The 26248-nt window shown below is 48.6% G+C and carries 28 protein-coding genes; 17 read left to right on the forward strand and 11 right to left on the reverse strand.

The genetic code is table 11. From position 1 onward, the window contains the following. Nucleotides 1-137: 137 nt before the first annotated feature. Nucleotides 138-479 (reverse strand): DUF2956 domain-containing protein, encoded by a 342-nt coding sequence (locus IOQ59_RS13525; RefSeq protein WP_193953903.1) that lies wholly within the window; start codon nucleotides 477-479, stop codon nucleotides 138-140. Nucleotides 480-597: 118 nt separating this feature from the next. Beyond that, entirely contained in the window at nucleotides 598-1572 is a 975-nt protein-coding gene (locus IOQ59_RS13530) for a nucleoside recognition protein (RefSeq protein WP_193953904.1), read from the reverse strand. Nucleotides 1573-1703: 131 nt separating this feature from the next. Here IOQ59_RS13530 and IOQ59_RS13535 point away from each other — a divergent pair, with 131 nt between their 5' ends. Next, complete coding sequence (locus IOQ59_RS13535; protein ID WP_193953905.1) at nucleotides 1704-2165, forward strand: Lrp/AsnC family transcriptional regulator; 462 nt, start codon at nucleotides 1704-1706, stop codon at nucleotides 2163-2165. 297 nt (nucleotides 2166-2462) lie between these two features. On the opposite strand, the gene IOQ59_RS13540 is transcribed toward IOQ59_RS13535, so the two are convergent. The 3 genes from IOQ59_RS13540 to pdxR form a co-directional block, all read right to left on the reverse strand. Continuing rightward, nucleotides 2463-2807: a hypothetical protein gene (locus tag IOQ59_RS13540; RefSeq protein WP_193953906.1), complete on the reverse strand. Its 345-nt coding sequence runs from the start codon at nucleotides 2805-2807 to the stop codon at nucleotides 2463-2465. Between the two features lie 90 nt (nucleotides 2808-2897). Further along, complete coding sequence (locus IOQ59_RS13545; protein WP_193953907.1) at nucleotides 2898-3641, reverse strand: sulfite exporter TauE/SafE family protein; 744 nt, start codon at nucleotides 3639-3641, stop codon at nucleotides 2898-2900. 216 nt (nucleotides 3642-3857) lie between these two features. After that, nucleotides 3858-5330, reverse strand: coding sequence for a MocR-like pyridoxine biosynthesis transcription factor PdxR (gene pdxR / locus IOQ59_RS13550; protein ID WP_193953908.1), 1473 nt, complete (start codon nucleotides 5328-5330; stop codon nucleotides 3858-3860). 365 nt (nucleotides 5331-5695) lie between these two features. Between pdxR and IOQ59_RS13555 the strand changes: the two genes are divergently transcribed. Beyond that, nucleotides 5696-7333: a GMC family oxidoreductase gene (locus tag IOQ59_RS13555; RefSeq protein WP_193953909.1), complete on the forward strand. Its 1638-nt coding sequence runs from the start codon at nucleotides 5696-5698 to the stop codon at nucleotides 7331-7333. A gap of 73 nt (nucleotides 7334-7406) precedes the next feature. Here the strand turns inward: IOQ59_RS13555 and IOQ59_RS21640 are convergent, their stop codons facing one another. Further along, nucleotides 7407-8213, reverse strand: coding sequence for an IclR family transcriptional regulator (locus IOQ59_RS21640; protein ID WP_371871869.1), 807 nt, complete (start codon nucleotides 8211-8213; stop codon nucleotides 7407-7409). A 553-nt stretch (nucleotides 8214-8766) separates the two neighbouring features. Between IOQ59_RS21640 and IOQ59_RS13565 the strand changes: the two genes are divergently transcribed. From IOQ59_RS13565 to IOQ59_RS13615, 11 genes are all read left to right on the forward strand, one after another. After that, nucleotides 8767-10011: a TRAP transporter substrate-binding protein gene (locus IOQ59_RS13565; protein ID WP_193953910.1), complete on the forward strand. Its 1245-nt coding sequence runs from the start codon at nucleotides 8767-8769 to the stop codon at nucleotides 10009-10011. A gap of 226 nt (nucleotides 10012-10237) precedes the next feature. Continuing rightward, nucleotides 10238-10762 (forward strand): TRAP transporter small permease, encoded by a 525-nt coding sequence (locus tag IOQ59_RS13570; RefSeq protein ID WP_193953911.1) that lies wholly within the window; start codon nucleotides 10238-10240, stop codon nucleotides 10760-10762. 11 nt (nucleotides 10763-10773) lie between these two features. Further along, on the forward strand, nucleotides 10774-12048 hold the full coding sequence (locus IOQ59_RS13575) for a TRAP transporter large permease (RefSeq protein WP_228050898.1): 1275 nt from the start codon (nucleotides 10774-10776) through the stop codon (nucleotides 12046-12048). A 211-nt stretch (nucleotides 12049-12259) separates the two neighbouring features. Further along, entirely contained in the window at nucleotides 12260-12739 is a 480-nt protein-coding gene (locus tag IOQ59_RS13580) for a cyclic nucleotide-binding domain-containing protein (protein ID WP_193953913.1), read from the forward strand. 759 nt (nucleotides 12740-13498) lie between these two features. After that, a complete protein-coding gene (locus IOQ59_RS13585; RefSeq protein ID WP_193953914.1) occupies nucleotides 13499-14008 on the forward strand; it encodes a hypothetical protein in 510 nt (169 codons plus the stop codon). A gap of 102 nt (nucleotides 14009-14110) precedes the next feature. Beyond that, nucleotides 14111-14371 (forward strand): hypothetical protein, encoded by a 261-nt coding sequence (locus IOQ59_RS13590; RefSeq protein ID WP_193953915.1) that lies wholly within the window; start codon nucleotides 14111-14113, stop codon nucleotides 14369-14371. Between the two features lie 134 nt (nucleotides 14372-14505). Continuing rightward, nucleotides 14506-15627 (forward strand): PIN domain-containing protein, encoded by a 1122-nt coding sequence (locus IOQ59_RS13595; RefSeq protein ID WP_193953916.1) that lies wholly within the window; start codon nucleotides 14506-14508, stop codon nucleotides 15625-15627. Nucleotides 15628-15755: 128 nt separating this feature from the next. After that, the gene (locus IOQ59_RS13600; RefSeq protein ID WP_228050899.1) at nucleotides 15756-16037 is read left to right on the forward strand and encodes an excalibur calcium-binding domain-containing protein; all 282 of its coding nucleotides are present in this window, start codon (nucleotides 15756-15758) and stop codon (nucleotides 16035-16037) included. A gap of 120 nt (nucleotides 16038-16157) precedes the next feature. After that, complete coding sequence (locus IOQ59_RS13605) at nucleotides 16158-16505, forward strand: hypothetical protein (protein WP_193953918.1); 348 nt, start codon at nucleotides 16158-16160, stop codon at nucleotides 16503-16505. A 173-nt stretch (nucleotides 16506-16678) separates the two neighbouring features. Further along, a complete protein-coding gene (locus tag IOQ59_RS13610; RefSeq protein ID WP_193953919.1) occupies nucleotides 16679-17275 on the forward strand; it encodes a hypothetical protein in 597 nt (198 codons plus the stop codon). A 70-nt stretch (nucleotides 17276-17345) separates the two neighbouring features. Further along, the gene (locus IOQ59_RS13615; protein ID WP_193953920.1) at nucleotides 17346-17681 is read left to right on the forward strand and encodes a hypothetical protein; all 336 of its coding nucleotides are present in this window, start codon (nucleotides 17346-17348) and stop codon (nucleotides 17679-17681) included. 72 nt (nucleotides 17682-17753) lie between these two features. Here the strand turns inward: IOQ59_RS13615 and IOQ59_RS13620 are convergent, their stop codons facing one another. The 4 genes from IOQ59_RS13620 to IOQ59_RS13635 all read right to left on the reverse strand — a co-directional run bounded on the left by IOQ59_RS13620 (nucleotide 17754) and on the right by IOQ59_RS13635 (nucleotide 22100). Next, nucleotides 17754-18509 carry a hypothetical protein gene (locus tag IOQ59_RS13620; RefSeq protein WP_193953921.1) on the reverse strand — a complete coding sequence of 252 codons (756 nt, stop codon included), beginning with the start codon at nucleotides 18507-18509 and terminating at the stop codon, nucleotides 17754-17756. A gap of 243 nt (nucleotides 18510-18752) precedes the next feature. Further along, a complete protein-coding gene (locus IOQ59_RS13625) occupies nucleotides 18753-19202 on the reverse strand; it encodes a GNAT family N-acetyltransferase (RefSeq protein ID WP_193953922.1) in 450 nt (149 codons plus the stop codon). After that, nucleotides 19199-19918, reverse strand: coding sequence for a GNAT family N-acetyltransferase (locus tag IOQ59_RS13630; RefSeq protein WP_193953923.1), 720 nt, complete (start codon nucleotides 19916-19918; stop codon nucleotides 19199-19201). Before IOQ59_RS13630 ends, IOQ59_RS13625 begins: the two co-directional genes overlap by 4 nt. A 280-nt stretch (nucleotides 19919-20198) precedes the next feature. Further along, entirely contained in the window at nucleotides 20199-22100 is a 1902-nt protein-coding gene (locus tag IOQ59_RS13635) for a DUF255 domain-containing protein (protein WP_193953924.1), read from the reverse strand. 230 nt (nucleotides 22101-22330) lie between these two features. On the opposite strand from IOQ59_RS13635, the gene IOQ59_RS13640 reads away from it, so the two are divergent. After that, nucleotides 22331-22852, forward strand: coding sequence for a methylated-DNA--[protein]-cysteine S-methyltransferase (locus tag IOQ59_RS13640; protein ID WP_193953925.1), 522 nt, complete (start codon nucleotides 22331-22333; stop codon nucleotides 22850-22852). 34 nt (nucleotides 22853-22886) lie between these two features. Here IOQ59_RS13640 and IOQ59_RS13645 read toward each other — a convergent pair whose 3' ends face one another. After that, entirely contained in the window at nucleotides 22887-23792 is a 906-nt protein-coding gene (locus IOQ59_RS13645) for a LysR family transcriptional regulator (protein WP_193953926.1), read from the reverse strand. Nucleotides 23793-23893: 101 nt separating this feature from the next. Between IOQ59_RS13645 and IOQ59_RS13650 the strand changes: the two genes are divergently transcribed. The 3 genes from IOQ59_RS13650 (at nucleotide 23894) to IOQ59_RS13660 (ending at nucleotide 26142) form a co-directional block, all read left to right on the forward strand. Then, nucleotides 23894-24325, forward strand: coding sequence for a DoxX family protein (locus IOQ59_RS13650; protein ID WP_193953927.1), 432 nt, complete (start codon nucleotides 23894-23896; stop codon nucleotides 24323-24325). A 78-nt stretch (nucleotides 24326-24403) separates the two neighbouring features. Continuing rightward, on the forward strand, nucleotides 24404-25366 hold the full coding sequence (locus tag IOQ59_RS13655; protein ID WP_193953928.1) for a glutathione S-transferase family protein: 963 nt from the start codon (nucleotides 24404-24406) through the stop codon (nucleotides 25364-25366). Continuing rightward, a complete protein-coding gene (locus IOQ59_RS13660) occupies nucleotides 25363-26142 on the forward strand; it encodes a DODA-type extradiol aromatic ring-opening family dioxygenase (RefSeq protein ID WP_193953929.1) in 780 nt (259 codons plus the stop codon). Before IOQ59_RS13655 ends, IOQ59_RS13660 begins: the two co-directional genes overlap by 4 nt. The last annotated feature ends 106 nt before the right edge of the window (nucleotides 26143-26248 follow it).

The raw sequence follows: 26248 nt of genomic DNA on the forward strand, positions 1-26248 counted from the left end.
GTCTCTAGCGCATGGGATATGTGTCTTTTTGGGCCAGACAGCGACCGGGGTTGGTCGCTTATCGGTTGAAGAAGGACACTGTGCCTACCCTATATTAGAACCATTGCTTGGATGATGAACGGTCGGCCAGAAAGCACTCAGCCACTGTGTTGATTGAACAGGTAAGCGGCGAACGCCAGCCAGGAGATCACAAGTAGAATCCATGGGAGTTTAGAGCCATGGGCCGTTTGGGGCGTGTCGTTAACTGATTCAGGTGCAGCGGCAGAGGCTGCGGATTTCACCTTCTTTCGCTGGCGATCCTGCTCACGAGCCTTGGACTTTTGCTGTTTTTTGTACTGAGCAATCCCTTTCTCGATCCCCTGGGCGATCAGTTTGGTCTGTTCCTTGGTCTGGCCCGGCTTTTGGGTTGCGCGGGCGATCTTCAACGCGTCCGTTTTGGTTTCGTCTGATACGACCTCTTTCTTCGGGGATTTTGCCATGGTTCGCCGTGTCCTTCGCAGATGGTGAAAGCGGTAAGTATACCGCTTTCACGCCGCTGCGTTCTTCCTTCGCTTACTTCTTCAATTAGGCAGAGATAGAGACGCTGGTGAGAGTCCTCTAGTTTTGATGAGTTGACGTGATAGGGTGCCTAAATTTGTTTAGCACAATGGCAATCATCGCTACGACCACCACGGAAAAGATAAAGCGTCCTAGCAATACACCGGTAGCGTCCGCCCCGAGGGCCATTACAAACAACGTATCCTCTATCAGGCTGTGACACAGGCTCATAAAGCACAGTGACAGGAAGATGTCCTTCTTAGCGACATGACCCGCTTGGGCTTCCTTGATAATCAGTGCGCCGCCGTAGGTCAGTCCTAGCAGCGTGCCGAACATGGTCAGTGTAGTCGCGCGGCCTTCAATGCCCATCACTCTGAGGATGGGGGTCAGAACTTTTGATAGCAGATCGGTGATCTTTAGCAGATCAAATAGCTTCAGTACAACCAGCAACACCACGATGATGACAAACACCCAAAATAACGACTGAACATTACTCCAGGTCCAGTCTGCCCACGTCGCTTTACTGGTGTCTTCCAGTTGAGGCAACCAGGCCAACTCCAGTGGTTGTTGCAACCAGCCTCCGGCTTTGTAGATTGCGTTGAGACCTGCGCCATAGATCAGTGCGCCAAAGAATCTCAGCGCTGCGGTAAACCAGAAGCTGGCACCGGCTTTCTGTGCAATGCGTTGTTCAACGGGCAGGGCGTGGGCAATCAACACCATCGACCAGAGCACGGTCACTTCGGCCACGGTGATTTCTAGATTGGGCAGAATGCCGATAAATACTGCGGCACCGCCGTAAATGTTGACCAGCAAGGCACTGACCCAGACCAATCCGGCCTGTTCTGGCAAACCGACGATACCCATCAGTGGGCTTAACCACAGTGCGAGTGTATCGATGACACCCAGATCCTGAGCCACCTTCACGGCGATCATCACCGGAATCATGACCTTAACAAGCGACCAAAAGAGATGGATCGAATCTTTGATGATCGATTTTAGGTGTTCGAAAACAGAGGAGATCAGGGTAATAGACATTTCATTGTTGCCATAAGTCATTAGATTCTATGGCTTTATGCTATCGAAAAGTGTTTCGAATGTGTGGTCAATGATTTTGCATTTGTGCGCTATTATTGCGTAAGTGATATTAATAGTGGTTAGAAGTTGCAATGGATAACATTGATCGTCGAATTCTAGAGGTGATGCAGCAGGATGCGTCACTATCCAATGTGGATCTGGCGGCATTGGTTAATTTGTCTCCATCCAGTTGTTTGCGCCGGGTACAGAAGCTTAAAGCGGACGGTGTGATTACCAAAACCGTGGTGCTAGTGGACCCGGATAAGCTGGACCGTTCATTGTGTGGCATCGTTGAAGTGAGTCTGGAGCGTCACGGTACGGAGGCACGCAAGGATTTCGTTGAAAAGGTGAAACAGGAAGGTGCGATCACGCAGGCGTATTCTGTTACTGGTGAGGCAGATGTCATTCTGGTGTTGCACCTAAGGGATATGAAAGAGTACGCCGCGCTCTGTGATCGTCTGTTGAACTACGATCCGAATGTGGTGAAGTTTAGTACCTTGTTTGCCATGGAAGAGTATAAAAATACCACGGAGATTCCCGTCACGAATGAGTAGGCGGTTGGATAGAGCAAAGACTGGGGTTGATTGCCTGTATCTTTGTAGATGGCGTACCAATGAAACGCTTAAATTTCCTGACTGAACCGCGATGGGCTGTTGTAGTTGACCCGCAATCAGTCACGATGACTTTAACGTGGAAGTAAACCTGTCTGGTGCGGTGATTGAGAGCGACGATAAAGAGGATTTGAAGAGAGTGCGTGTCTATGTCGACACCGAAGCCATATAGAAAAAGACCCAACGGTCATTGATGCTGCGATCAAAACCATCAGGTCTTTTAGGGTCGATCGGTTGGAGTTAGCCTAACTCATCGACTAACACCGCATTGGAATAGATCAGTGCGTCATCAGTAGCTCGGTGGCCTTTCAGGAAGAAATGCCCCCGATGCTCGTGTTTGTGCACGAATACGTGGAATGACGCATCTGCCAGTGCGCCACAGTCTTCCGGTGTTTTCAGCTCAAGGCTTGATAGATTGACCTTAATATCCGCTTGGGTTTCGTCGTCGTTCGCGGCTAAGCGGTCTTCGATGGATTCCATCTGAAGTCGATAATCTTCGCCAACACGAAAGCTAATCAGCCCCATCGGGACAGACTTTTCAGCTCCCGCCGGTTTGCACCAGGACTCAATCGTAAACGTGTTCATGATTGCCTCTCTCGTATACTGGGTAGTCTCACCAACAAAGATAGCAGTCTGAATAGAAACTGCTGGCAGCATGAATGATTTGCAAGTGGGTTAAGCCGTCAACATCAGGCTGATACCGATCAGTACCAGCAGGAGAAACGAGAGGCGTCGCATGGTTTGATCGCTAAACGGTGGTGGAAAACGACGGCCAGCAACAGTTGCGAGGGATACGGCAGGTACACAAATCAAGCCGATCCAAAGCATATCCAGTGTTAGTTCACCCTGAATGGCCAGTACAATCAGCCGGCCGATGTTCATCATGAGGAATATGGCGAGCAAGGATAAACGTATGTTGTCGATACTGAAGGGTTGGCGGTAGTACTGATACACCAAGGGTGGACCCGCGATGCTGAACAAACCACCCAAAACACCGGCCGTGGCGCCAGCAATACTGAAGCTCAAATTACCGCTACGTATCTTCAAAGGTTCGGGCTTCATCATGATAAAGACCCCGCCGAGGAAAATGGCACCGCCCAGAATGCCTTGCAAGATGCGTGCAAAATCGCGGCTTAAATAGGTCAGTAAAAACACACCAAGAATAAGTGCTGGCACCAACCCAATAATCGAGTACTTCAGCGCCTGTTTGTCCAGTACCTGCAGCCTGCCTTTGAGCGCAATAGAGCCATTCGCGAGCATCATCAGGCTGATAATCACGGAAGCAAAGGTGATTGTGGTCAGGTCAAACTGTGCAACAACGCCCAGTACGATCATGCCCATACCAAAGCCCGTGACGGTTTGGGTATAGGTGCCGACAATCATCACCAGAATAAATGCTGCGATCTGTTCGGGTGTCATAGGGCGAGTCCTTGTCGTAGAGGTGAGTATCTACAGAAGATAGGGAGGGCGATGGGTATTCTTTGATGCTAACGGGAAGGATGGAAGGTGATTAGATCCAACCGCTGGCGTGTTGCTGAGTCCAGATAAACGGATTATCAGAGATAAAAATCGGGACTGGATAGAGCACCTCGTCCCGATTTTGAGCCCAGGTATCAGGTTTAAGAGATTAGGACATTAGGACATCTCCCGAATAAGCTCTGCCAATATCTTAATGCCTGGCTCAATAGCAGATATATCGATCGCAGAGAAACCCAGCTTGACGTAGTTCTTTGGCAGATGGTCGCCAAAATGGTAACTGCTGCAGGAGATAATCAGCAGGCCACGTTTAGCTGCTTCTTCTTTTAGCACTGCAGTGTCGATATGTTCAGGCACTTTACACCAGTAGGATGAGCCGCCCGATGGCTGTTGGTAACTGCCGGGCAGATACTTGTCCAGCGCGGCGGCCATCGCTTCACTACGATCCTGAAAATTACGGGAGAGACGGCGCAGTAAAGCGTCGTGATACCCCTGCGCCAGGAACAACGCGACGGCGCGCTGGTTGTTGAGCGGGGGGTGTCGTAGCATCAGTTGGCGTAAATTACGGGCTTCGCGGATCAGCTCTTTTGGCCCCACCATAAATCCCATACGCAAACCGGGTGCGAGTGTCTTGGATAAACTGCCGATGTAGAGCACCTGATCATGTTTATCGAGGCTTTTGAGCGCAGGAACAGGATTGGAGTCGTAGTTAATCTCCATCTCGTAGTCATCTTCGATGATAACAAAATCCTGCTCGGTCGCTTTTTCCAGCAGCTCCATACGTCGTTGAAGCGGCATGGTAACCGTAGTTGGGCACTGGTAGCTCGGTGTAATGTAGAGCGCATTGCAGCCGTTTAGTCCATCGTTCACCACCAGCCCCTGCTCATCAACCGGTAGGCTGGCCACACTGGCACCAATCACTTCAGCAATATGTCCCGCGCTGGTATAGCCGGGATCTTCTATACCAAACTTCGATGTCTGATCCAGCAACAATTGGGCTAACAGGTAAAGGGCGTGCTGAGATCCGATGGTGACAAGAATTTCATCGCTATCCGCCTGTATTCCCCGGTTAGGCAAAATCCGTTTCTGGATCTGATCGATCAGCATTGGGTCATCGCTATCGTAGCGATCAGAGGTCCAGTCGCGGATCGCCTGAACGCTGACCGCATCACGCCAGCATTTACGCCAGCTATCAATCGGGAACAGCTTGCTGTCGAGTTGTGCGTAAACAAACGGGTAGGGGAACGATTGCCAGGCATGAGCCTGACTCGGGTTTTGCTGAGTACCGGCATGGACCTTCAGTTTTTTCGTCCAATCGGTTTTTTTGTATACCGTATCGTTGGCTTCTTCGTCGCTATTTGCCGCTTGTGTCTGGTTATTCAGAAAGGCGGGGTCAACGAAGTAGCCACTGCGTTCTTTGGAAATCAGATAACCGTCGGCGGTGAGTTCGTCATAGACCAACACGATGGTGTTACGTGCAACCTGCAGTGATTTTGCGAGGCTGCGACTGGATGGGAGCGGTTCATCGGCGGGCAGATAGCCGCCTAGTATCGCGTTAACCAGATGTTCACGAATCTGGTTCTGCAGCGTTGAAGCATTACTGTCACGGTTCAGGTGAAAGAGTGCGGACATGTATTAACTCACTTTTATTATTTTTTCTTATTGTTGTTAGTTGATCAGGTCCCTCTGATCAGTGTGTCCTGGGTTAGTACTTTTTTGGGTGAGTACTAGATCAAGCTATTGGGGACAGGACACCTGAAAGATAGAACATAAAAATTACATAATCAAATTTAAATGAGACAATAAATATCAAAAACTAAATAAAATGTTGATTTATTGGTTTTTCGAGATGATACTGAATTGGTCAGTCACGGAACGACCTGTGCCTGACAGTGGCGTGACAGCTGATTGAACAGCTACTTATCCGTGCGAATGAACTGGAAGGTGCGGGTAAGTAGCTGACTCCCAAATAACAATAAGATGAGATGGTATGAGTGATGTCTTTGAATAAGACCTATGACTATATCGTGATCGGTGCTGGCTCTGCGGGCTGTGTATTGGCCAACCGCCTGTCCGAAAACCCTGACAACAGCGTGTTGCTGTTGGAAGCGGGTAACAAAGATAGCAATCCCTGGATTCACGTGCCGATCGGTTACTTTAAAACCATGCACAATCCTAAAACCGACTGGTGTTACATGACTGAACCCGATCCGGGTATCAATGGACGCCAGCTACAGTGGCCGCGCGGTAAAGTACTGGGCGGATCAAGTTCCCTGAATGGTTTGCTGTATGTGCGTGGTCAGAAAGAAGACTATGACGACTGGGCTGAGCTGGGAAATAAAGGCTGGTCCTACGATGACATTCTGCCGTACTTCATAAAGTCAGAAGATCAGGAACGTGGTGCAGATAAGTATCACGGTGTTGGTGGCCCGCTGGCCGTATCCAATATCCGTATCCGTCGTGAGATTTGCGATAAGTTTATTGATGCTGCTGAACAGGTAGGCATCCCGCGTAACGAAGACAGCAATGGTGAAACGCAAGAAGGGGTGGGGTATTTTCAGCTCACCATCAACCGAAACGGTACCCGTTGTAGTACTGCTGTTGGTTTCCTGCGTCCGGCACTGAAGCGTCCTAATTTGGATGCGGCAACCAAAGCACAAGTGCATCGCATTGTGTTTGAAGGTAGCCGAGCGGTGGGTCTGGATGTTGAAATCGATGGCCAGATGACCCACATTCATTGCGATAAAGAGATCGTATTATCGGCAGGTGCAATCAACTCTCCGCAGTTACTGATGCTGTCAGGTGTCGGGGATCGCAATGAGTTGGAGAAGCACGGTATTTCTGTCGTTAAAGATATGCCGGGTGTCGGTAAGAACCTGCAGGATCATCTACAGATTCGTACGATTTATAAGGTGAATAAACCGATCACGCTGAACGATGAGGTGAACAATCCGATTCGTAAGGTGATGATGGGTATCGAATACGCGCTGTTCCGTACCGGTCCATTGACGATGGCGGCCAGTCAGGTGTGTATCTTCACCAAAACAGATAAGAACATGGTACGACCGGATATCCAGTACCACTTACAGCCACTCAGTGCAGATAAGCCTGCTGATGGCACACATCGCTTCTCTGCATTTACTGCGTCTGTGTGTCAGTTGCGTCCAACGAGTACCGGTCATATCGAACTTAAATCCCGCAATCCACGGGATTACCCGGCGATTCATCCAAATTATCTGGCCACAGAAGAGGACCAGAAAACCGCAATCGAATCGATTAAGGTGACTCGCCGTATCGTAAATGCGCCTGCATTGGCTCCGCTGATTCAAGAGGAGCACGAGCCGGGCGTTCAGCATCAGACCGATGCCGAGTTGTTGGAATATGCCCGTAATCGCGCCACGACCATCTATCACCCAACCGGAACCTGCAAGATGGGACATGATGAGATGGCCGTTGTTGATGATCGTCTACGTGTACATGGGCTGGAGGGCTTAAGGGTCGCGGATGCGTCGATTATGCCGGTTATCGTCTCAGGCAATACCAACGCACCGACCATCATGATTGCTGAAAAATGTTCAGACATGATGAAAGAGGATGCTAAGTCACCGTCGGCTCATACTGCCACCGCAGTTTGAACCGCACTCCCTTCCCGTCCTCAGTGTGCTGAGGGCGGGTTTTTTGTGCCTGAAGAATGGCATTTTTTGATGCTTAGTCTTCGTCGGGCGCAGCGTCCGGATCAGATAGATCATCCATTAACGCAGCCAGTTCATCTGCAGCCTCACGCATAACCGGTACATGCTCTAAGGCGTTTTCCAGGGAAAGGCGGGCGGTAGGCGCATGCATCGCGAGTGCGGCATACAGGTGTCCGTCCTTATCTCGAATCGGCAGGGAGACTGCAATCATGCCTTGAAGAAACTCTTCGTTATCAATACCCACGCCGTTTTGGCGGATTTTGCGTAACTCCGGCTTCAGTGCTTCCGCGCTGATCAGAGTGTTGGGCGTATAGCGTTCAAGCTCAATACGGCTTAGCAAGCGGGTGCGTTTGATGCTAGACAGTTCACTCAGGAACAGTTTGCCACTGGCCGTACAATGCAGGGGGACACGATCATTGATCTGTAGCTGAACACGCAGGGGCCAGTGCGTCTCAACACGGTCGAAGTAGATCATCTCACCACCGTCGGGTACTGAAATGTTACAGGTCTCACCGAGCTTTTCTGAGAGCTGCTGAAGGATCGCGTGGCGGCGTGTACGCAGGAAATCGTTATTGCTCAGCACTCCCAGCGCAATTTTGTTGAGCTTGGGGCCGGGCAATAGTCCTCTGCCATCTAACCGGGACAGGAGATAACCTTCCTCTTCCAGCTGAGTACAGAGACGGTGGATGGTGGGTTTAGGGAGTTTTAGCGAGCGATTGATTTCGCTGGGTGTCATCGGCATTTCAGCGCTAGATACGATTTCGATGATCTGTAACGCCCGTTGGATGGATGAGCCTCTATCCTTCGTTTTAGTGTCTGTCACGTAAAGAACCCTGCCTTAATCGTATCGATGTTGTATTGCTTGTAACCGCAAAAGTCTCATTATAAACCAAAAATGAAACAAAATTTGGGTTTGAGTTGAAGATTTCTAACAGCTAGAAGGTCTACGCAGCCTAAGAGGCCCGTACAGTAGCTAAATCATAAAGTGCCATTTCGTAGGATTGATGAGACCAATTATTCAATTTTTTTATGAAAATGTCATTTATCCGTATAAACACTGAGGGCAAGTTCGCAGGAGTTGGGTAAAAATAATCTGAATGTCCATGTATCTCTAATCTGCCCCGGAGATGTTGACGAAACCCCCGTCATATAAGCGTTTCAGCAGATCAGTGGTTAGATCATGATCGCTAAGGTTGGCTTTAACTGCAATAGAAATTACAAAAATACACCAAAACGATACTTTTTTTATCAAAAAGATTTGAATGAAGTTATTTTGTGTGCTTTATTTAATACGCGGCTTGAATTTGACTAAGGTCAATTAGAGGCCGAAAAACTTTGAACCCCTCATTGAATAAAAATAAATACGGGTACTTAAAATGAAGAAAGTAACCACCTCCCAAGAGAACACAAAGGAAACTGTTTCTCGTCGTGATTTCTTTCGGGTCGCTGCTACCTACGGAATGAGTTCTACAGTATTGGCCGCTGCCGCTTTGGGTAGTTTCTCTCTGCCTCAGCTTGCCCAAGCTGCAGAGAGCAATGCTAATCGTCGCTTTAAAAAACCGGCGAAACATACCCTGACGTTCGGTGCTTCAGGTTTTAACGAAAAGAACTTGTTGATTGAACGTGCCGGTTGTCTCGATTTCCTGAACGACATCGAAGAGCGCACTGATGGTGAAATTCGTGTTGAATTCGTTGGCGATAACCAGATCTGCGGTCAGCTTAACTGCGTTAAGAAGACCCAGCAGGGCATTGTTGATATGTTCACCGCGTCCACGCAGAACTCTGCAGGTGGCGCACCGTACCTGAACGTACTCGACTATGCGTACATGTTCCCAACACGTGCTTCCCAGTACCACTTCCTGTACCACCCTGATAGCCAGAAGCTGCTGCGTGATCCTCTGCGTACCAAGCATGGCCTCCAGTTCCTCTTCTCTCACTGTGAACTACGTGGCTTGCAGATGGGTATGGGTTGGCAGGATAAACCGCTCATCACCAGCATCGAGCAGCTACGCGGTACTAAAAACCGTGTAACAGGTACACAGCTGGGTCGAATCGCGATGCAGTTGCTGGAGCTTAACCCAGTACCGATCGCGTGGTCTGAAACACTTGATGGCCTGAAGCAGGGTTTGATTGATGGTGCAGAAACATGGGCCGGTGCAGTAGGTTATGCCAACATGTCTCCGGTTGTGTCTCAGTCTGTTGATCTGCGTTTCTTCTGTGGTACAGAAGCAACGATGATGAGTGCAAGCCAGTTCGACGCGTTCAGCGGTGAATTGCAGGATGCGGTTATGGAATCGTCTTACCTAACACAGGTGAAGATCCAGGCAGCTCAGGAAGCTGCGCTGGTGAACACAGTGGGTGCTACCGTGCCGTCCTTGCCGGGTACATTGTTCGATCAGCACAACGTACGCGTTGCCGCACTGTCTGATGCAGAGCGTGCGAAAGCCGAACGTATTTGTGCACCTGAGTTCAATCCTGAGCCTTGGGCTAAATGGCGTGAGCGTCTGGACAAATGGTCCGGCGGTCATGACACCTACAGCTCTATTCACAAAATCGCACGTGAAATACCTCGTGATACCTTGGCGGAGAACGTTGAACCTCGCCGCTGGTGGAAGAGCTAATTTCTAGCACTCCCGGCTGGCTCTGTCGTTAAGGCGATGGGGTCAGCCTCTCTATTCTTGCAGAACACATTGATCTTCTCTTTGGCTCTTCTTTTCTATGTGGAATCAGGGGATAGCTCTGCAATTTTGAACCACAATGTGGAGAGATACCGTGAATTCGGGTGTACAGACTTCAACTACAGGTCGGAAGAGCGATACTTCGCGACATCATCAGGAGGCGAGCAAAATGACCATAGGGTCTATGTTTCGCGCCGTCGAACAGAACCTTGAGAAATCAGTGATCCTCGTATCCTACATCTCAATGGCAGGCATCATCTTTGTCGAGGTGATTCGTCGGTTCTTTTTCAATGAACAGGCTCCTTGGAGTACGACTATTCCAATCTACCTGTTTCTATGGCTCACCTGGATGGGTGCCTCTTACAACACTATGCGCCGATCCCATCTGCGCTTTACGGAAGTCCGCGAGCGACTGTCGTATAAAGCGCAGTTTGCGTGCTTACTACTGGATGCAGTTTGCTGGTTCATCATGGGCGCAGTCGTTGTGTACTACTCCATCGAGCAGGTATATATCTCCTACGATAACTTTGCCATCGTGCAGGGGACGGATGATGTGATGCAGTGGTGGTTCTACATGGCGACACCGGTTGCATGGTCATTGTTGCTAACACGTGTCGTACAGAATCTGCGACAGGATATTCGTAACTTTTCCGCCGGTCGTCCACTGACGACTTCAGCACAGCTGTTTGATTAAGGAGCAGATTGATGGATGGTTTATTAATTACCTTAATCAGCCTCGGTGTAACTGCACTGTTTATTTTTGGCGTACCGATCTTTCTGGTGATTTCACTGTGGGTCGTAGGCGTCAGTCTGGTTATCGATTTTACGCTGGCTAACGTGGGTGTGACCCTGTACGAAGGCCTGAGCTTCTACGGCCTGTTGGCATTGCCGTTGTTTATACTCACCGGTGACTTAATCAACGCCGCCGGGATCGCAAAACGACTTTCTGACTTTGCATACTCCTGTCTGGGCTGGATGCACGGTGGTTTGGGTATGGCCTCATTGGGCGCGTGTGGCTTGTTCGCAGCGATCTCCGGGTCCAACTCCGCAACAACTGCGACCATCGGGGGCATCATGCACCCGGAGATGAAGAAGGGTAAATACGAAGAGAAATTTGCTGCAGCGACCATCGCAGCAGGTGGTACCGTAGGCATCATCATTCCACCGAGTATTATCTTCATCGTTTACGGCTTTATGATGAACCTGCCAATCGGCGATCTATTTATGGCCGGTTTGATTCCGGGCATCATGATGGTCGTGGCGATGCAGCTGGTGTGTTACTTCATCTGTCGTAAGAACGGTTGGGGGGTCTTGCAGAAGTTTGAAGCTAAGCGAGCGGCCAAAATGGGTATGCGCGCATGGCTGGGTTTTCTGGCCATTGGTATCGTACTCTGGGGTATTTATACCGGCGCATTCTCGCCGACCGAAGCGGCAGGTATCACCACTGGATTCTGTTTGCTGGCGGGTGTGTTCGTCACACGCGAAATCAAGCTCAAGGCTCTGCCAACGATCCTGATGCGCTCCGGTCAGATCACCGGCATGCTGGCTCCTTTGATTGCCGTCTCTGTTGTTATGCAGCAGGTACTGTCGCTGCTGGGGGCTAAAGAGTTCATCACTGACGTGATCAGTATGCTGGGCGGTTACTACCCAATATTGTTCGCATGTCTGCTGCTGGTGTTGCTGGCCGGTACCGTGCTGGAAAGTTTGCCGAATACCATCATTCTGGCGCCGATTCTGGCACCAATTGCGGCGAGTATCGGTGTTGATCCGATCCACTTCGCGGTGCTGTTCCTGATTGGTGATGCGATTGGCTTCATCACGCCGCCATACGGTCTGAACCTGTATGTCGCCAGTAGTATGACCGGGATACCGTATCTCAGATTGGTGAAATCGACGTTACCGTATCTCTATGCATTGATGGCGACATGGGTACTGGTTGCACTGGTGCCGTCATTAAGTACCTGGTTGCTCACGTTCTAGTTGTGTTTCAACCTGCTCGGGTACCGGCTTTGTTGTCGGTACCCGTTTCGTTTCCAATCCCTATCCCCGTCATATCTGAATATCCTTAGGGTGCATCTCATTTAACGCTATTCATCTGATGGATCTCTACCACCTTGGTGCAATCCCGTATCCATACACTGATTTGCTACGCTACAGGTAGACACCTGAGTTCATACAGGAACCTATCCGAATGACCGCACAGATTACCTCTGCACAACTTCTTGAACGTTATGGTCTGGATTACTTCAAAAATGCATCTACATTCGGTGCACTGACAGACGATGCACTGCATTACCTCTTCGACAAGGGCGACCTGTTGCAGATGGAATCTGGTGATGAGTTGTTCAGAATAGGTGACGCGGGTGATTGCTTCTACGTCATACTCGATGGCTGTATTGGGTTTCACAAACCCTGTCAGCGTAAGCAGACCCATATCCGTGACTATGAGTTTGGTACGGAAGTCGGCTTTGTAGCGATGATCGGTTTGCATAGCCGGGTAGGGGATGCCGCTGCGACAAAACCCACCCTTGTGTTAAAAGTCAGCTGCCACCTTTTTAGCGAGTTACAGCAAGACCTGCCGAACGACTTTGGTGTACTGCTACTTAACCTCTCTCGTGAAATGTCCCGTCGCTTAAGAGATGCTGATAATCGTTTGGCGGAAGCTGAATAGCGCCATATCTCAGAAGGTTTTTGATGCAGGCCAGCTACCTGATTAGCTTGCGACAAGCATCAAGACCATCCCCTTCGTTCTATCTCCCTTTGTATGTTTGCGCTAGGGCAAACACTCACCAGTGGTTGATACATATCAGGTATTTCAGTCAGCCCCCAGTTTCGCAGAACCCACACCTGTGCCAGAATAGCCTATCAGTTTGATGTATTTCCCCAATGGATGGCGGCACGCAGTGAAGGACAAACTTATGATCATCAATACGTTACCTGCCTTTCGTTCGTCCCCCATTCCGGAGATATATATCAATTTGACGCGTTTAAATACGTCAAATTGACGTCTATTTAGCTGTTATATGATCAATCGCTCAAGAAAGGAGCGGGATTTGTTGGTGTGCTGGTGGGCTGTATAAATATACAGCAATTAGTCGTAGGGCTATAGTCAGCGTTTCAACCTTTGTGTAGGCTTCGAAGTCTCAGCGACGCCGCTTAACACGCGTTAAGACGGACGGCGCAGCCGATTCGAAGCAAGGATGCGAAACTCAGCGGACACCTCGTACGTTGTAGATAAAAGGACAGAGCTACGAATGGATATCGTCATTTCCCAAGTCGCAGAAGTACGATCGACATATAACAAACCGATAAACGGACACCTAAAAGCTTGTCACTCGTATTGCTTGCGCAACACGGCCGCCAAGCTTTCTTTACGGTGCCGTCTATCTAAGCTTTATGAGTAACTATTTTATCGAGTTTATAGAAGAATATGGAAATATATCTATCGTTGTTTGCAGTATTCATTTCGGTGGCAAGCCTTGTTGTGAGTGGTTACAGGATATATAGGGATCGTAGTAAGTTGTGCGCTTTCGCTACTGTGGTCCTAGATGGTTCAAAAGACCCAGAAAATCCACCTCCTCAGTTGAGAATTTATGCAGTTAACAGGGGGCCAAGGCCTGTAATACTCACTGACTTTGGGTCTCAAATATCAAGAAAAGAGTCTAGTTCAACTCCAATAAACTCTGAAAAAATAGATAGAGATGACGGCGGTGATTTCATAAAGCTTCCAGAGCAATTAGCGCATAATATCGGAGTCAAACTTGAAGATGGTGATATATATGAAGTGAGAATAAAGCATGATGATATGACTGAGCTTTATGACGCGTTCCATAGTGGAAAAAGAGTGAAAAAATTCTTTTTTAAAGACGTTCTTGGTAAAAAATATTTTGTAAAATCATCTCGAAAAGGTATCGATACCTTATGCGATTATAAATCATAACAAGTTTGTGAATAATCGCCTTTCAGGCTGGACCGCGAACTGCGCTGCTTCGCAGCAATGCGGCCCATTACAAAAGCGTTATGTTTCTTTAGAGATACTGTTATGGAAATGGTTACTATTCATGGAGATGAATGGAAAAAAGAAGATGTAGAAGAACCCATTGCATGGGCTAAAACAAAAAAATGGTCGAAAACCCAATGGTACTCTGATTCTGAAAACTGGGATCATGACCACTGCCAAATATGCTGGTGGAAACTTTATAAAAGTGAACAGCCTGAACATGCTATTGGCTATCATAATTCTGAAAATGATAATTGGCTGTGTACTGAATGTTTTGAACAATTTGTTGAAATCGAAACATAACAAGCCAATCAAGCGGGACTTTTAACTGTTGGCTAGGTTTCGCTCCGCTACACATTTTAGTCAACAATTAAAAGCCCCTTATTGGGGCGTTATACCTTGGTTATAGTCAGTGACCTTTTCAAGAAAGAATTAACATGTTCAAGTATATAGTTATAGATACAAATATTTTATTTAATGATTTTGACCTTACAAAGGTTGATTTAAGGAAATTAATTAAATTTTCTAGCATATATAAAATAAATATATGTTTCCCGCAAGTGGTCATTGACGAGCTAATCGGACAATACTCCCAAAAATTTGACGATGAAGTGGATTCTTTGATTAAATCGTTCGATGCGCTTCAAAAAACCTTGTTGACCAAAAAGATTAACAGTTTCAATGTTGATGAAACAAGTAAGGACCTACGAAAAAGAAAAGAGCAATATGAGCATCATCTATATGATTTCATTAAAAAGCATCGTATTACAGTGCTCCCATACCCTAAAGAAGACCATTCTGAAATTGTGAGGAGAATGTACTTAAAAAAGCACCCGTTCACTAATGATAAAGTTGAGCTCGGGTATAAAGATTATCTGATTGCTGTATCTGCGAAAAAGAAACAAAGTAAAAGAAATCAAGTAATCCTGTACACGAAAAATTTAAAAGACTTCTGCAAACTTTCCAATAAAAACAGCAAAGAGTTAGAACCATTCCATAGCGATTTTGAAGCGACATCCTGTTTTGCTACAGATAATTTATCAGTGATTTTACAGAGCCTTCGTAACCAACAAGCTCGAAGGCTTAAAAAGCTAAGCTTAGAGCCAGAAAAAATAGATTCATTATTTGACAAGTTTGGCCGAGAGATAGTAACAAACATACTTTTCTCTGATGACGCATTTGGCGATATTACATTTGAGGTTGAAATCATTGAAAACACATTCATTTCTAAGTCGGTGGAGTTTAGCGTTGACATAGATAAAGAATGGGATTTGTTTCACCTAAAAGGGATAGTCGAGATATCTTTTTCATGTAACTTCGAGCTTGATAACTACTCTTTTGAAATGTTAGACAAGGATTTTGTATTCTATGACTTAGTTGTTAAAGCTTTGGAATCGAAAGGGATAGTCTTAAACTCAGAAGAGGAATGGTCTTACAAATTCTACGACTTTAATTATCATAAAAAATTTGATATATCGTATGAAATATTTGATTACCAAAAGCCTGAAGATGTTGACGTTTATGATGAATTCGCCTTGTCAATTTACCCACTTCATTGACAGGTATAACAAGGTTGTCAACGCGGACAAAAAATAGTTGGCTTTGTTCGTGCCTCACAAAACTTTAGCCAACTATTTTTAGCCGGTTACAACGGCGTTATAGCTCTATTTAAATAAGGATGTTTACGTTGAGAAAGCTGTTATTACTAGCTTTAGTTGTTGCCGCAGGGTGGCAGTACTACCAGAAGTCTACAAACACCCCCAACCCTGTTTATGCTGAGCCATTACGGCAGCAGTCGGTGGAATCCGTACGTTCTATTCCTGATCCACAATTCTCATGCGATGGGCGTCAGCACTGCAGCCAAATGACCTCACGTGCAGAAGCCGTATATTTCATCAACCATTGTCCTAATACTAAAATGGACGGTGATCATGATGGTGTGCCTTGTGAAAACGATTCCCGTTTTTAGCGTATGAGCTATAACAAGGCACGCCACAATCGTCCGCGAGTGGTCTGGACTCGCCGCTTTGCTCCTCGCCTGTGCGCAGAGCGTTATGTATTAGTGAATCGGTAGTCGAGGTATGGATACGTGTTTTTTGATGAAAGGATTGTGATAGTTCCGCTATTAATTGTATTTATTGTACTGTTTTTCTATATGTTTATTTATAACATTATTGCTCAGTATCATATGGGAGATGTAAAGGAAATATTGGAAAAAAAGTACAAAAATCGATATGGAAAGAAGTTTTATGTGGATGGAATGCTTTCGGAAGCTGAAGTGAAAATTCACTTTGATCAAGACTCCGAAGAATACAAAACTGCTATGAAGCAAGCTATTGCAGTGAAGCGATCAATTAGAGCCTTCTTGGGTTGTGTCGTGATATTTTCATTATTAGTGTTGATGACTTTTATACGGGATTTTTTGAGAGCCACATAACAAGGCCAAACATGAATGCGCAACAAGTAGCGTAGGGCTCGCTAAAGCTCGCCTGCGTTGGTCGTTTTAACTTTTACTGGTTGATAGTGTCTTTATTTTTAGATTTAACAAATAATGTCTGCATGATTATGTGGCTAAGTCTAGAGTTGTAAATACTTAACAAGGATATTGATATGTTTAGGAATAAGTTTTTAATGAGAGTTCTGCTAGCTGGTTTTTTTGCTATTTTGTCAGGTTGCTCGGCAACAACCTCGATGAACTCAGAAGTCTGGAAAAAGCCTGACTCTCCTGTCTCAAATATGAGTGTTTTATATATTCATAGAGAATTTAGAAGTACGGTAGATTCAAGTGTGATGTATGGTTGGTTGAACTATGATCAGATGCCAAAATTAATGAAAGAATATGCTCCGAAGGTTCTTGAGCTAAATGGCTTTTCTGGTAGCAGGACTTATTCAACGGATGGCAAGGATAGTGATTACTTGTTGGTTGTTGAGTTTTTAGGAAGCAATAATATGGCTATGCACACGCATGGCGCAAGCGTGGTTTTCATGTATGCAGAAGCTAAACTAGTGAGTCGTAAGAATAATGAAAAAATCTGGAGTATACGCCTTTCCAATTCTATGGGTATGGGTGCTCTAAACGATATTCTGTTCGATGAACAGTTTACGTATGGACTGATGGAAACCGTTCTCAATAAAATGCATGTAGACCAAATAATCTCGTTAAATAACGGAAAGGTGGTAATGCCCGCTCAAAAGCAGTCAGGATAACGAGAGGCTATTGTCTAAGTCGCCGCCCACCCACTTGCCGACAGTACCATTCTGTTAGACACTCCGCGTCATGAGTATCGATAAAACAGAAGCACTGCTACAGATCATCACCTTTGATCCCAATCGCGACGAAGCGATTGGGTATCTTCTTAGCTGCCCATGGGAGCCGGAGTTTGAGCCTGTTGTGGCTTCGGTATCGGTTCTGGTGGGTGTGCTGAAGCAATACGTTGCTGAGATGATATCAGCCGATGACCTTGAGGAGTGGGCGATCTTTATCGAGTGTCGTGACGATATCGAGTATTCAGCCATCGAAGATTATGTATACGCGTTATCGAATCCGTCTTTGATGGGGGAGATTAGCCAAGCGAAAGCTGTGCAGATGGTTGAGTTGTTGGAAGAGTCCTGATGTTTTACCTGATTTAAATAATCGGGGTGGATCTCACCCCGATGTCGGCTATCTGGTTATACGCAGGCGAACTTAGTTAGCGGCGCAGTATTGTTCGGTTGGCACAGCACGTTTGATTTCATAGTCTGCGCCCGGCACCAGAATGTACTCACTGGCACCTACATCACTGTCTGGGTTACCCCAATCATAGGTGTAACCAACACCCGTCCAAGGTACTCCGGCGCTGGCGCGGTAGCTTTTGTAATACAGGTCGCTGTAAAAGTCCTGATAGTCAGGAATGTTTTTAACCTTCGGTGTGGTGTCGCCAAACTGCAGGTTACAGCTCTTGTCGTTCACCTGAGGGTCGACACACGGGCGGAACATGTCGTCCGGGCTAACCCACATTTCAACAAACATGTCGTAGTTCCAGTCAGGACTCAATCCCAAGTATTGCTTCAAACGCAGATCCAGAGCTTGTTTCGATTTATCCGCATTAGTTTTCAGGAACGCGCTGCATAATGCATGCACCTGAGGAACGGCTGTCACCCAAACCGCATAGGCTGGGTTGTCAGACGTTTTGGTGTAAGGCTTCATGAATTTGTCGTAAGCGCCCTGAGCTTTCCATGTAGATACCAGCACTTTGGTTTTGTCCGCGTTCCAGACCAGACTTTTATTTTCCGGGGTGATTGCGTTCAGATTGGTGTCGATCTCTGATTGCGCCAGAAATGCCGCATCGGCAACGCCGTTCTGATAATCGGTATGGATATCTGCTACGGCTTGGGTTGCGAGAGGGGTGGCGAGAAGAAGTGCCAAATGGCGCAGTGTTTTAACGTACATGTTAGTGAACATCCTTTGTTTATCCTTTTAATTAGCTGAGTATCGGTCCGTTACCGCCAGACCAGGCGGCATATCACATAGAAATGCCTAAATACCGTACGCCTCATTTTTCGAGTACGTAAACCTATCAGCCGATGGGAAAACTACAGGAGTGATGTGCATTTTTGTAGAGGGTATGGGGGCGATATGGGGAAAGGATTCACTCTGATGAGGGAATCCTTTAGTGGATGTATAACTTGTTTTAGTACTAAGTCCTTAAGAAATATCCAGTTGATAGGTTTGCCAGTGGGTTTTGTTGGCGACACGATCATATACCGCTCGGCCCCGATAGTTGTTGTCGGCGGTGATCCATTTTACGTTGGGCCAGCCCTGTGCTTTCGCTGATTCGGTCAATGCATCGAAGAGTGCATCTACAATACCTGATCCCCGGCATTCAGGATCGACAAACAGGTCATCCAGAAATCCAACCTCTCTGCCTCGCAGTGGTGAAGGCATCGCCCGGTAGTGCATAAATCCAACGGCCTGGCCGTTCTCATCTTTGGCGATCAGGGAGAAAAACGCTTTGTTGTCATCAAAGATCCATGACCAGACGTTTTCCATTATCGTGCGATCCATCGGCATCTTATAGAAATCGGCATACGCGCTGAACAGGGTTTGCCACTGTGCGTAGTCATCATGGCTGAGGGGTGAAACTGTGATGTTCATGCGGCGTACTCCTTTAAACAGGTTAGCAAGCTGTTGATCTGTTGGCCGTTGTGATCAAAGTTGGATTCATCCAGCCAGCGCTCGAACATGACCTGCAGTGTGGGCCATTCCTTATCTATGATTGAAAACCACGCGGTATCCCGATTCCGGCCTTTGTAGAGTGTGGCCTGACGAAAGATGCCTTCATACTGGAATCCGAGTCGTTGAGCGGCATTACGTGAGCCCTGGTTGCAGGCATCACATTTCCACTCGTAACGACGGTAGCCCAGTTCAGCAAACGCCCGATGCATCATCAGGTACATCGCTTCGGTTGCCAACGGTGTTTTCTGCAAGCGTGGTGAGAAGTGAATATGACCCACTTCGATAGCACCCACGGTGGGTTCAATCCGCAGGTAGCTGGCTAACCCTACTGCTTGATCACTACGCTGATCGATAATCGTATAAAAAAGTGGATCGCTGCTCTGACTCGATTCAACCAACCAGCCTTTGAAGCTTTCCAGGGTGTCGAATGGCCCGTACGGCAGGTAGGTCCAGTTGCGCTGCTTGGTATCGTCTGAAAATGCTTCGAACAGCTGTTGTGCATGGGTCTCAGGGCAAAGCGCGACCAGTCGGCAATAACGTCCCATCATCGGATCAGATCCGGGATATGCGCGCGGCTGCCAGTTATCGAGGTCGACTCCGGTATGCTGTCCCAGTGCGTTTATTTGCGTTTCCATGTTTTAGAACTCCATCAATGATCGGTAAAGTATCTCGGCCGTCATGGTTAGAACCGGTGGGCGAGTACTGTATTGCCACTTAGGATAGAAAATAGGATGGGGTAGGCGAAGACCCATTTTTAAGTAATCTATTAGGCCCACTTTGAGTTATGAAAAGGTAGGCAGAATGGAGGGGGAAATGCTGTGTGGGTGTGTGCGGATGAATCGCCCAATCACACCTTTAGCGGTGGTGTGATTGGGCTGGGGTGAGCCTATGTGCCAGATGCCACATACGTTTTGATTAGAGTGATGTCGCCCCTGCACGGAACGTCGCGGCGGTTTCACGAACCTGTTCTGGGGTGAACAGTGGAACAGAGCAACGATCCGGGTTGCAGATAAAGACCACCGGTTTACCCAGATCAGGATAACGCCCTGGTTTTTCGTAGTGCAGTAGCTTACGCGGGTGGTGGGTATCCATGCCCGCCGTGTAGAGTGCTTGAGCAATCGGTGAATCTGGCGCACCAACAACTGAGAACTCGACATAGGCGGCAGTTAGTTGCTCCAGTGCCAATGCCGTTTTTCCGGTCATTTTGCCTTCGCGTGCCAGAATGTCAGGTGTAGCCACTGCTCTGATCGTCGCTTCGGCAATGGGTTGGTAACGCGGGTCTTTGGTCAGGATGTGCAGGTCGTAAAAGAAGCTGGCCGCCAGTGCGTTGTCTTCCAGAGGTTTGCGCGGCGGGATTAGCGAGGCTGTATCATCGGGCGTGGTCGCAAAAAAGCCGTTATTTTGATGATCGTACAAGGTTGTAAGCATGGCATCAGCCAGTGTGCGGGCCTGTTGTAACCAACGCGCCTGTCCGGTGGCCTGATACAGATCCAACAGTGCGGTGCCAAATTGGGCTTGTGGACGCAGGAAAGGCCGCAACTCTTCTGTATGTGGGTGAACGCGCTGGTCGGCACTCATCTGTTGGTTATCGACGGACTGTCGCATCCAGCCATCAGGTTGTAGTCGTTCTGTCAGCAAGTGGTCCGCGGCCTTGATCGCGCGACCAAGATAATCCTTGTTTTTGAACACCTCATAGGCCCGCGTATAGGCGCTGATCACTTCCGCATTTTTATCGGTATAGACCGCGTGATCAATGGGTGGGATGCCGTATTTTCGACGCTCTGCATCAGTTGTCAGTAACCAGTAATCCTGCGGCCACCAATTGTGGGGGAGGCCCGCCGGTTCATCTTTCTGGTTGGCGTACCAAGTTTGATTAGGGCTGAGCATCCAGTCATTTAGATAACGATCAACTTCGGTTGCGGCACGGCGATACTTTTCATCGTTGGTGAGTTGGTACGCTTCGCTCAGGGCAAGCAGGGCATTGGCTTGGTTGCCGATCCGTTTCTCCGGTATGGCACGCAGTTTGTTAAATCGATCCGGTAGTTGGGAAATGGCCGGTGCGATAGGCACTTGATAGATACCTCCCCAGACGGGATCCAATGCACGAATAAAGGAGTCGCTGACTTTCAGTGCCATGTTGCGCAACTCAGCGTTATCGTACAGATGGGCGCGGTAATACAGATGATGCAGACGTGGGCCGACCACTTCCGTGTTGATGCCCCAGCGTCCCCAGCTGTTGGTTTTTTCGTTATAGGCCCGGTCCAGCTGCATACGTACCCGATCGCGTACACGGGTGAGTTCAGTGTCGACCGGTTGGCTGGGTGCGGCATAAGGCGAATTCGGGTCGGGTTTTAGGGTGCCCTGTTGGTGCTGGCTGACCAGATCATCCAGCATGGGAATAAAGTTTCGCGGCAGTTTGTTACCCGCCATTGCGAATACCTGTGTGGCATTTGGTAGTAGAAATGCGGTGGCAGGCCATGCCCAGTCAGAATAGCGTTCCCCTATATCGGGTCGGGCTTGTGCATCAACGGCCACAGCAATGAAGTGCTGGTTAATCAGATCGATCACCGCTTGATTGCGATAGGTGACCCGTTCCATTCGATTGCAGGCGGTACACCCTTCCATGCCCACGTTAATCAGAATCAGTTTGTTCTCTGCTTTGGCTTTGGCGAAGGTGCTCTGTGCCCAGGGTTGCCATTGGATACCGTCTTCGTGACCGAAATTGGCGGCAAAGGTCGTCGAGATAGATAAAAGGAAAACCAGACTGATTGAAAACACGTACGACGCGCAGCGGAACACTGGATTTGCCTGATGCATAACAGCAGCCTCGAGTTGGATTGTTCAGTTGGACCAGCAAATGGAGGTAAAAGTTTACGGCAACCTGTGACTTGGAGACACAAAGTTTAGACCTTGTTGGGAATCCCGGCTTGCACGATGAAATATGAAGTGCTTTCTCCAATTATTCGTTTGGTGCACACTGCACATCCGTTCTTTGCCGGTCACAAGGTTGTGTCCGGCGTTCAGCGTTCTATCGATGGAGCACCTACATGACGAAAACAATCAGTATCCAGTATTACACCACGGCGGTAGGTGAGTTGATTCTCGGCGCGACTGACGGTCGTTTATGTTTGTGTGACTGGCGCTATCGAAAGATGCGCGATGCGGTAGATAATCGTATTAAGAAAACACTCAATGCGGAGTTCGTAGAGCAGGGTGATGCGGTGATTGATCTTGCTATCCAGCAGTTGGAGGAGTACTTCCTGCAGCAACGCCGCGACTTCGATGTGCCGCTGCTGACGGCGGGTACAGGCTTCCAAAAATTGGTGTGGGAGCAGTTACAACAGATCCCCTATGGCAGCGTGGCCAGCTATAAACAGCTGGCAGAAAAGATGGATAATCCAAAGGCCGTGCGTGCTGTCGCCAGTGCCAATGGCGCGAATGCGCTCTCTATCTTGGTGCCTTGTCACCGTATTATTGGCAGTAACGGTCAGCTAGTGGGTTATGCAGGCGGATTACCTGCCAAGCAGAAGTTGCTGGCGTTAGAGAGCGATCTGTTTGCGCTGTCCTGAAACTGGAATCAGCACTTAGCTCTTGCCGAAAATGTCAGTCACTCTCTTCGATATTCCTCTGTTGAACGTACGCTGAAAACTGCTCGATAAAGGCGGTGACTTTGGCCGAGAGGTGTTTGCGGTGCGGGTAGATCATGTTGATCGGGATCTCTGTCAGGCAGCACTCTTCCAGTAGGCTGATCAAACGACCATTCGCCAGACTGTCCTGTACGGCGAAATCCGGTGCATAGGTGATTGCGGCGCCGGTCTTTGCCATATTTGCGGCGGCTAGTGCGCTATTCACGCGTGCGATGATCTTGGGTTTTACATCAAGTGCCCGACCGGCATGGGTGAATCCCCAGCGGTTGGCCTGCCGGTAGTTGGTATCAAAGACACAGGGCAGGTTGCAGAGATCATCCGGTGACGCGGGCATTCCGTGTTGCTCGAGAAATTCTGGCGCTGCGCAGAGTCGCATGGTGATCTTGCCAACCGGACGGGCGATCAGCGTTGAATCCTCCAGATGTCCGATGCGTATCGCCGCGTCAAATCCCTCCGCCACGATATCGACATAGCGATCATTCAGCATTAACTCCACATTGAGTTGTGGGTTCTGCGAGGTGATCTGGGCGATAAACGGCATCATCACCAGCTCGCCAAACGTTGCGGGTGCAGAGATACGCAATCGGCCGACAAGCGTCTGATGTTCCTGTCTGACCTGTGCCTCCAGTGTGGCAATGTCATCCAGTACTTTTTTGGCTTCTTCGTAGTAGCTTTGTCCCGTTGGGGTTAGCTGCATGCTGCGAGTTGAGCGGGTGATCAGCCGAACATCCAGCAGGCCTTCCAGTTGGGACACGTGGGTGCTGATTAGCGCCTTGGTTTTGCCCAGATGCTTGGCTGCTGCTGTGTAAGTGCCTTCTTCTGCCACGGCGATGAAGGAGGTCATCAGATTCAGTTTATCCATACTGTTCAATATTTATTAACAATGAGTCAATTGAGATGATTATTGTTTGGAAATGCTTGTTGGTCAAAAATATTCCTCAACAACTTAACGGGGAAGACGAAATGATCACTCTTAACAACTCTAACGATTATGCCGCGACTGTTTTACGTCTGGCGCTGGGTGCTATGTATCTGGCACACGGTCTGTTGAAGCTTTTGGTATTTACGCCAGAAGGTACGGCGGGCTTCTTTGGTTCATTAGGTTTACCTGCGTTTCTTGGGCCGCTGACGATGGGGCTCGAAATTGCTGGTGGTGTAGCGTTGATATTCGGTGTCTACAGCCGCTGGATTGCGTTGGCGCTGATCCCGGTTCTGCTTGGCTCCATCGTGTTGGTGCATGGCCAGAACGGTTGGGGATTTGGTAACGAAGGTGGCGGCTGGGAGTATCCAGCGTTTCTAATTGCAGCCTCTGTTGCGCAGTTCTTTTTGGGTAATGGGGCGTTTGCTCTGCAGCAGGATAAAACCGAGGCCACGGCGGCTAAGACTGCTGCCTGAAGTCGGGCTGTATGGATATGGGGCTTGCAGTACATGAGTGCAGCAAGCACCTGTTGAACAACATTTGAGGAAAATCTGATGCTGGTAAACGGTGTTTGGGAAAAGAAGTGGGATCCGGTGCAGAAGCAGGACAAGCAGGGACGGTTTATTCGTCAGAGCAGTGCGTTCCGTGAAACGATTCCATCAGACGTGGTGAATCTGATGGCCGCAGGTGAGTACGCAACGCCGCGTTTCCATCTGTACGTGGGATACATCTGTCCATGGGCGACCCGCACATTGATAGCCCGCTCGTTGTTAGGTTTGGAACAACACATTTCGGTGAGTGTAGTGGAGCCACAGCTGACGGATGAGGGCTGGCAGTTTGGTGACTATCCGGGCAGTACGCCGGAAGCTGATGAACCGGTGAAGTTCATCCATCAGCTGTATACCCAGACCGATCCGGCCTACACCGGGCGGGCCACCGTGCCGGTGCTGTGGGACAAACAGGAACAGCGCATTCTGAACAACGAATCAGCGGATATTCTCCGGATCTTCAATAACGACCTGAAACCGCTGCATCAGTTCGGGATCGATCTGAGTCCAGCGGACCGGTTGCCTGAGATCGATGCATTCAATGCCCGTATCTATGATAGCGTGAACAACGGCGTGTACCGTACCGGCTTCGCGACTAGTCAGCAGGCCTATGAAGAAGCCTATACCGAAGTATTTGAGGCGTTAGATGGATTGGAAAGCCACTTTGCCCGCCACCCCTTTGCTGTGGGTGAGCATCTGACCGAGAGTGATATTCGTCTGTTTGTGACGCTGGTGCGTTTTGACGTGGCCTATTATGGTTTGTTCAAAACCAACAAAAAGCGGATTAGTGATTATCCGGAGCTGTCTGCGTATCTTGAGCGACTGTTGCAGATCCCAGCGTTTCGGAACAACACCCGTATCGATCATATCAAAGCGGGATATTATTCGATTCAGGCGCTGAATCCGACGGGCATTGTACCTGCCGGCCCAGAATTACCCTGGTTCAAATGGTTTAAGGAAGATCTATGACTCAACGTGCTCCCGCAATGTTTATCAGCCACGGCTCACCGATGTTTGCGGTAGAGCCGGGGCAGGCTGGCGCTTTACTGACAGGTTTTGGTGAACAGTTCAGCGATGTGGTGTCGGTGCTGGTGATCTCGCCGCATTGGATGACCCGTGGATTAGAACTGATGAGTGCCGCTCAGCCTGAAACTCTGCATGATTTTGGTGGATTCCCTCGTGAACTCTACCAGCTTCAGTTTGATGCGCCGGGTTCATCCGAGATTGCGGCGCAGGTTAAGGCGGTGCTTGAGAACCAGGGTATAGCCGTGGGGCTAAATGCCCAGCGAGGACGGGATCATGGGGCTTGGGTGCCGATGTTACATCTGCTTCCGGATACAGATCTGCCTGTGTTTCAGCTATCGCTGGATATGACAATGGATGCAGAAGCGTTGATTAAGTTGGGTAAAGCGTTATTGCCGTTGCGGGATCAAGGTATTGCGGTGATCGCATCAGGTGGCCTGACGCATAATCTGTATGAGATCTGCGCACCGGGAAGTCCGCCAGCCGAATACGTACAACGCTTTCAAGGTTGGGTGCGTGAGCAGGTGTCCAACAGAAATCTCTCAGCGCTTGCCTTACCACAGCGATACAGTGATGACTTTCAACGAGCACATCCCACCGCAGAGCACTACCTGCCGCTGTTGATAGCGATGGGTGCCAGCGATGCGAATGATCATCTCAGCGTGCTTGAAGGAGGGATTCTGCATGGTGTGTTGTCGATGGAGTCTTATGGTTGGACGTAACGGTTTGCGCGCTTGTCACAATCATGGGATTAGATGTTGGGAATCGCTGTGTTGGTCCCAACCTACGTGAGGGTGATGGGATTTGGATGTTGGGAATCGCTGCGCT

The sequence above is a fragment of the Pontibacterium sinense genome (assembly GCF_015209595.1).
Taxonomy (GTDB): Bacteria; Pseudomonadota; Gammaproteobacteria; order Pseudomonadales; family Balneatricaceae; genus Pontibacterium; species Pontibacterium sinense.

Coding starts and splice junctions, on each gene's coding strand:
- IOQ59_RS13590 (WP_193953915.1), top strand. CDS start 14,111: ATGGAAATGGTTACTATTCATGGAGATGAATGGAAAAAAGAAGATGTA.
- IOQ59_RS13540 (WP_193953906.1), bottom strand. CDS start 2,807: ATGAACACGTTTACGATTGAGTCCTGGTGCAAACCGGCGGGAGCTGAA.
- IOQ59_RS13620 (WP_193953921.1), bottom strand. CDS start 18,509: ATGTTCACTAACATGTACGTTAAAACACTGCGCCATTTGGCACTTCTT.
- IOQ59_RS13595 (WP_193953916.1), top strand. CDS start 14,506: ATGTTCAAGTATATAGTTATAGATACAAATATTTTATTTAATGATTTT.
- IOQ59_RS13575 (WP_228050898.1), top strand. CDS start 10,774: ATGGATGGTTTATTAATTACCTTAATCAGCCTCGGTGTAACTGCACTG.
- IOQ59_RS13655 (WP_193953928.1), top strand. CDS start 24,404: ATGCTGGTAAACGGTGTTTGGGAAAAGAAGTGGGATCCGGTGCAGAAG.
- IOQ59_RS13585 (WP_193953914.1), top strand. CDS start 13,499: ATGGAAATATATCTATCGTTGTTTGCAGTATTCATTTCGGTGGCAAGC.
- IOQ59_RS13580 (WP_193953913.1), top strand. CDS start 12,260: ATGACCGCACAGATTACCTCTGCACAACTTCTTGAACGTTATGGTCTG.
- IOQ59_RS13635 (WP_193953924.1), bottom strand. CDS start 22,100: ATGCATCAGGCAAATCCAGTGTTCCGCTGCGCGTCGTACGTGTTTTCA.
- IOQ59_RS13570 (WP_193953911.1), top strand. CDS start 10,238: ATGACCATAGGGTCTATGTTTCGCGCCGTCGAACAGAACCTTGAGAAA.
- IOQ59_RS13660 (WP_193953929.1), top strand. CDS start 25,363: ATGACTCAACGTGCTCCCGCAATGTTTATCAGCCACGGCTCACCGATG.
- IOQ59_RS13535 (WP_193953905.1), top strand. CDS start 1,704: ATGGATAACATTGATCGTCGAATTCTAGAGGTGATGCAGCAGGATGCG.
- IOQ59_RS13610 (WP_193953919.1), top strand. CDS start 16,679: ATGTTTAGGAATAAGTTTTTAATGAGAGTTCTGCTAGCTGGTTTTTTT.
- IOQ59_RS13530 (WP_193953904.1), bottom strand. CDS start 1,572: ATGTCTATTACCCTGATCTCCTCTGTTTTCGAACACCTAAAATCGATC.
- IOQ59_RS13555 (WP_193953909.1), top strand. CDS start 5,696: ATGTCTTTGAATAAGACCTATGACTATATCGTGATCGGTGCTGGCTCT.
- IOQ59_RS13525 (WP_193953903.1), bottom strand. CDS start 479: ATGGCAAAATCCCCGAAGAAAGAGGTCGTATCAGACGAAACCAAAACG.
- IOQ59_RS13625 (WP_193953922.1), bottom strand. CDS start 19,202: ATGAACATCACAGTTTCACCCCTCAGCCATGATGACTACGCACAGTGG.
- IOQ59_RS13565 (WP_193953910.1), top strand. CDS start 8,767: ATGAAGAAAGTAACCACCTCCCAAGAGAACACAAAGGAAACTGTTTCT.
- pdxR (WP_193953908.1), bottom strand. CDS start 5,330: ATGTCCGCACTCTTTCACCTGAACCGTGACAGTAATGCTTCAACGCTG.
- IOQ59_RS13615 (WP_193953920.1), top strand. CDS start 17,346: ATGAGTATCGATAAAACAGAAGCACTGCTACAGATCATCACCTTTGAT.
- IOQ59_RS13545 (WP_193953907.1), bottom strand. CDS start 3,641: ATGACACCCGAACAGATCGCAGCATTTATTCTGGTGATGATTGTCGGC.
- IOQ59_RS13650 (WP_193953927.1), top strand. CDS start 23,894: ATGATCACTCTTAACAACTCTAACGATTATGCCGCGACTGTTTTACGT.
- IOQ59_RS13630 (WP_193953923.1), bottom strand. CDS start 19,918: ATGGAAACGCAAATAAACGCACTGGGACAGCATACCGGAGTCGACCTC.
- IOQ59_RS13645 (WP_193953926.1), bottom strand. CDS start 23,792: ATGGATAAACTGAATCTGATGACCTCCTTCATCGCCGTGGCAGAAGAA.
- IOQ59_RS13640 (WP_193953925.1), top strand. CDS start 22,331: ATGACGAAAACAATCAGTATCCAGTATTACACCACGGCGGTAGGTGAG.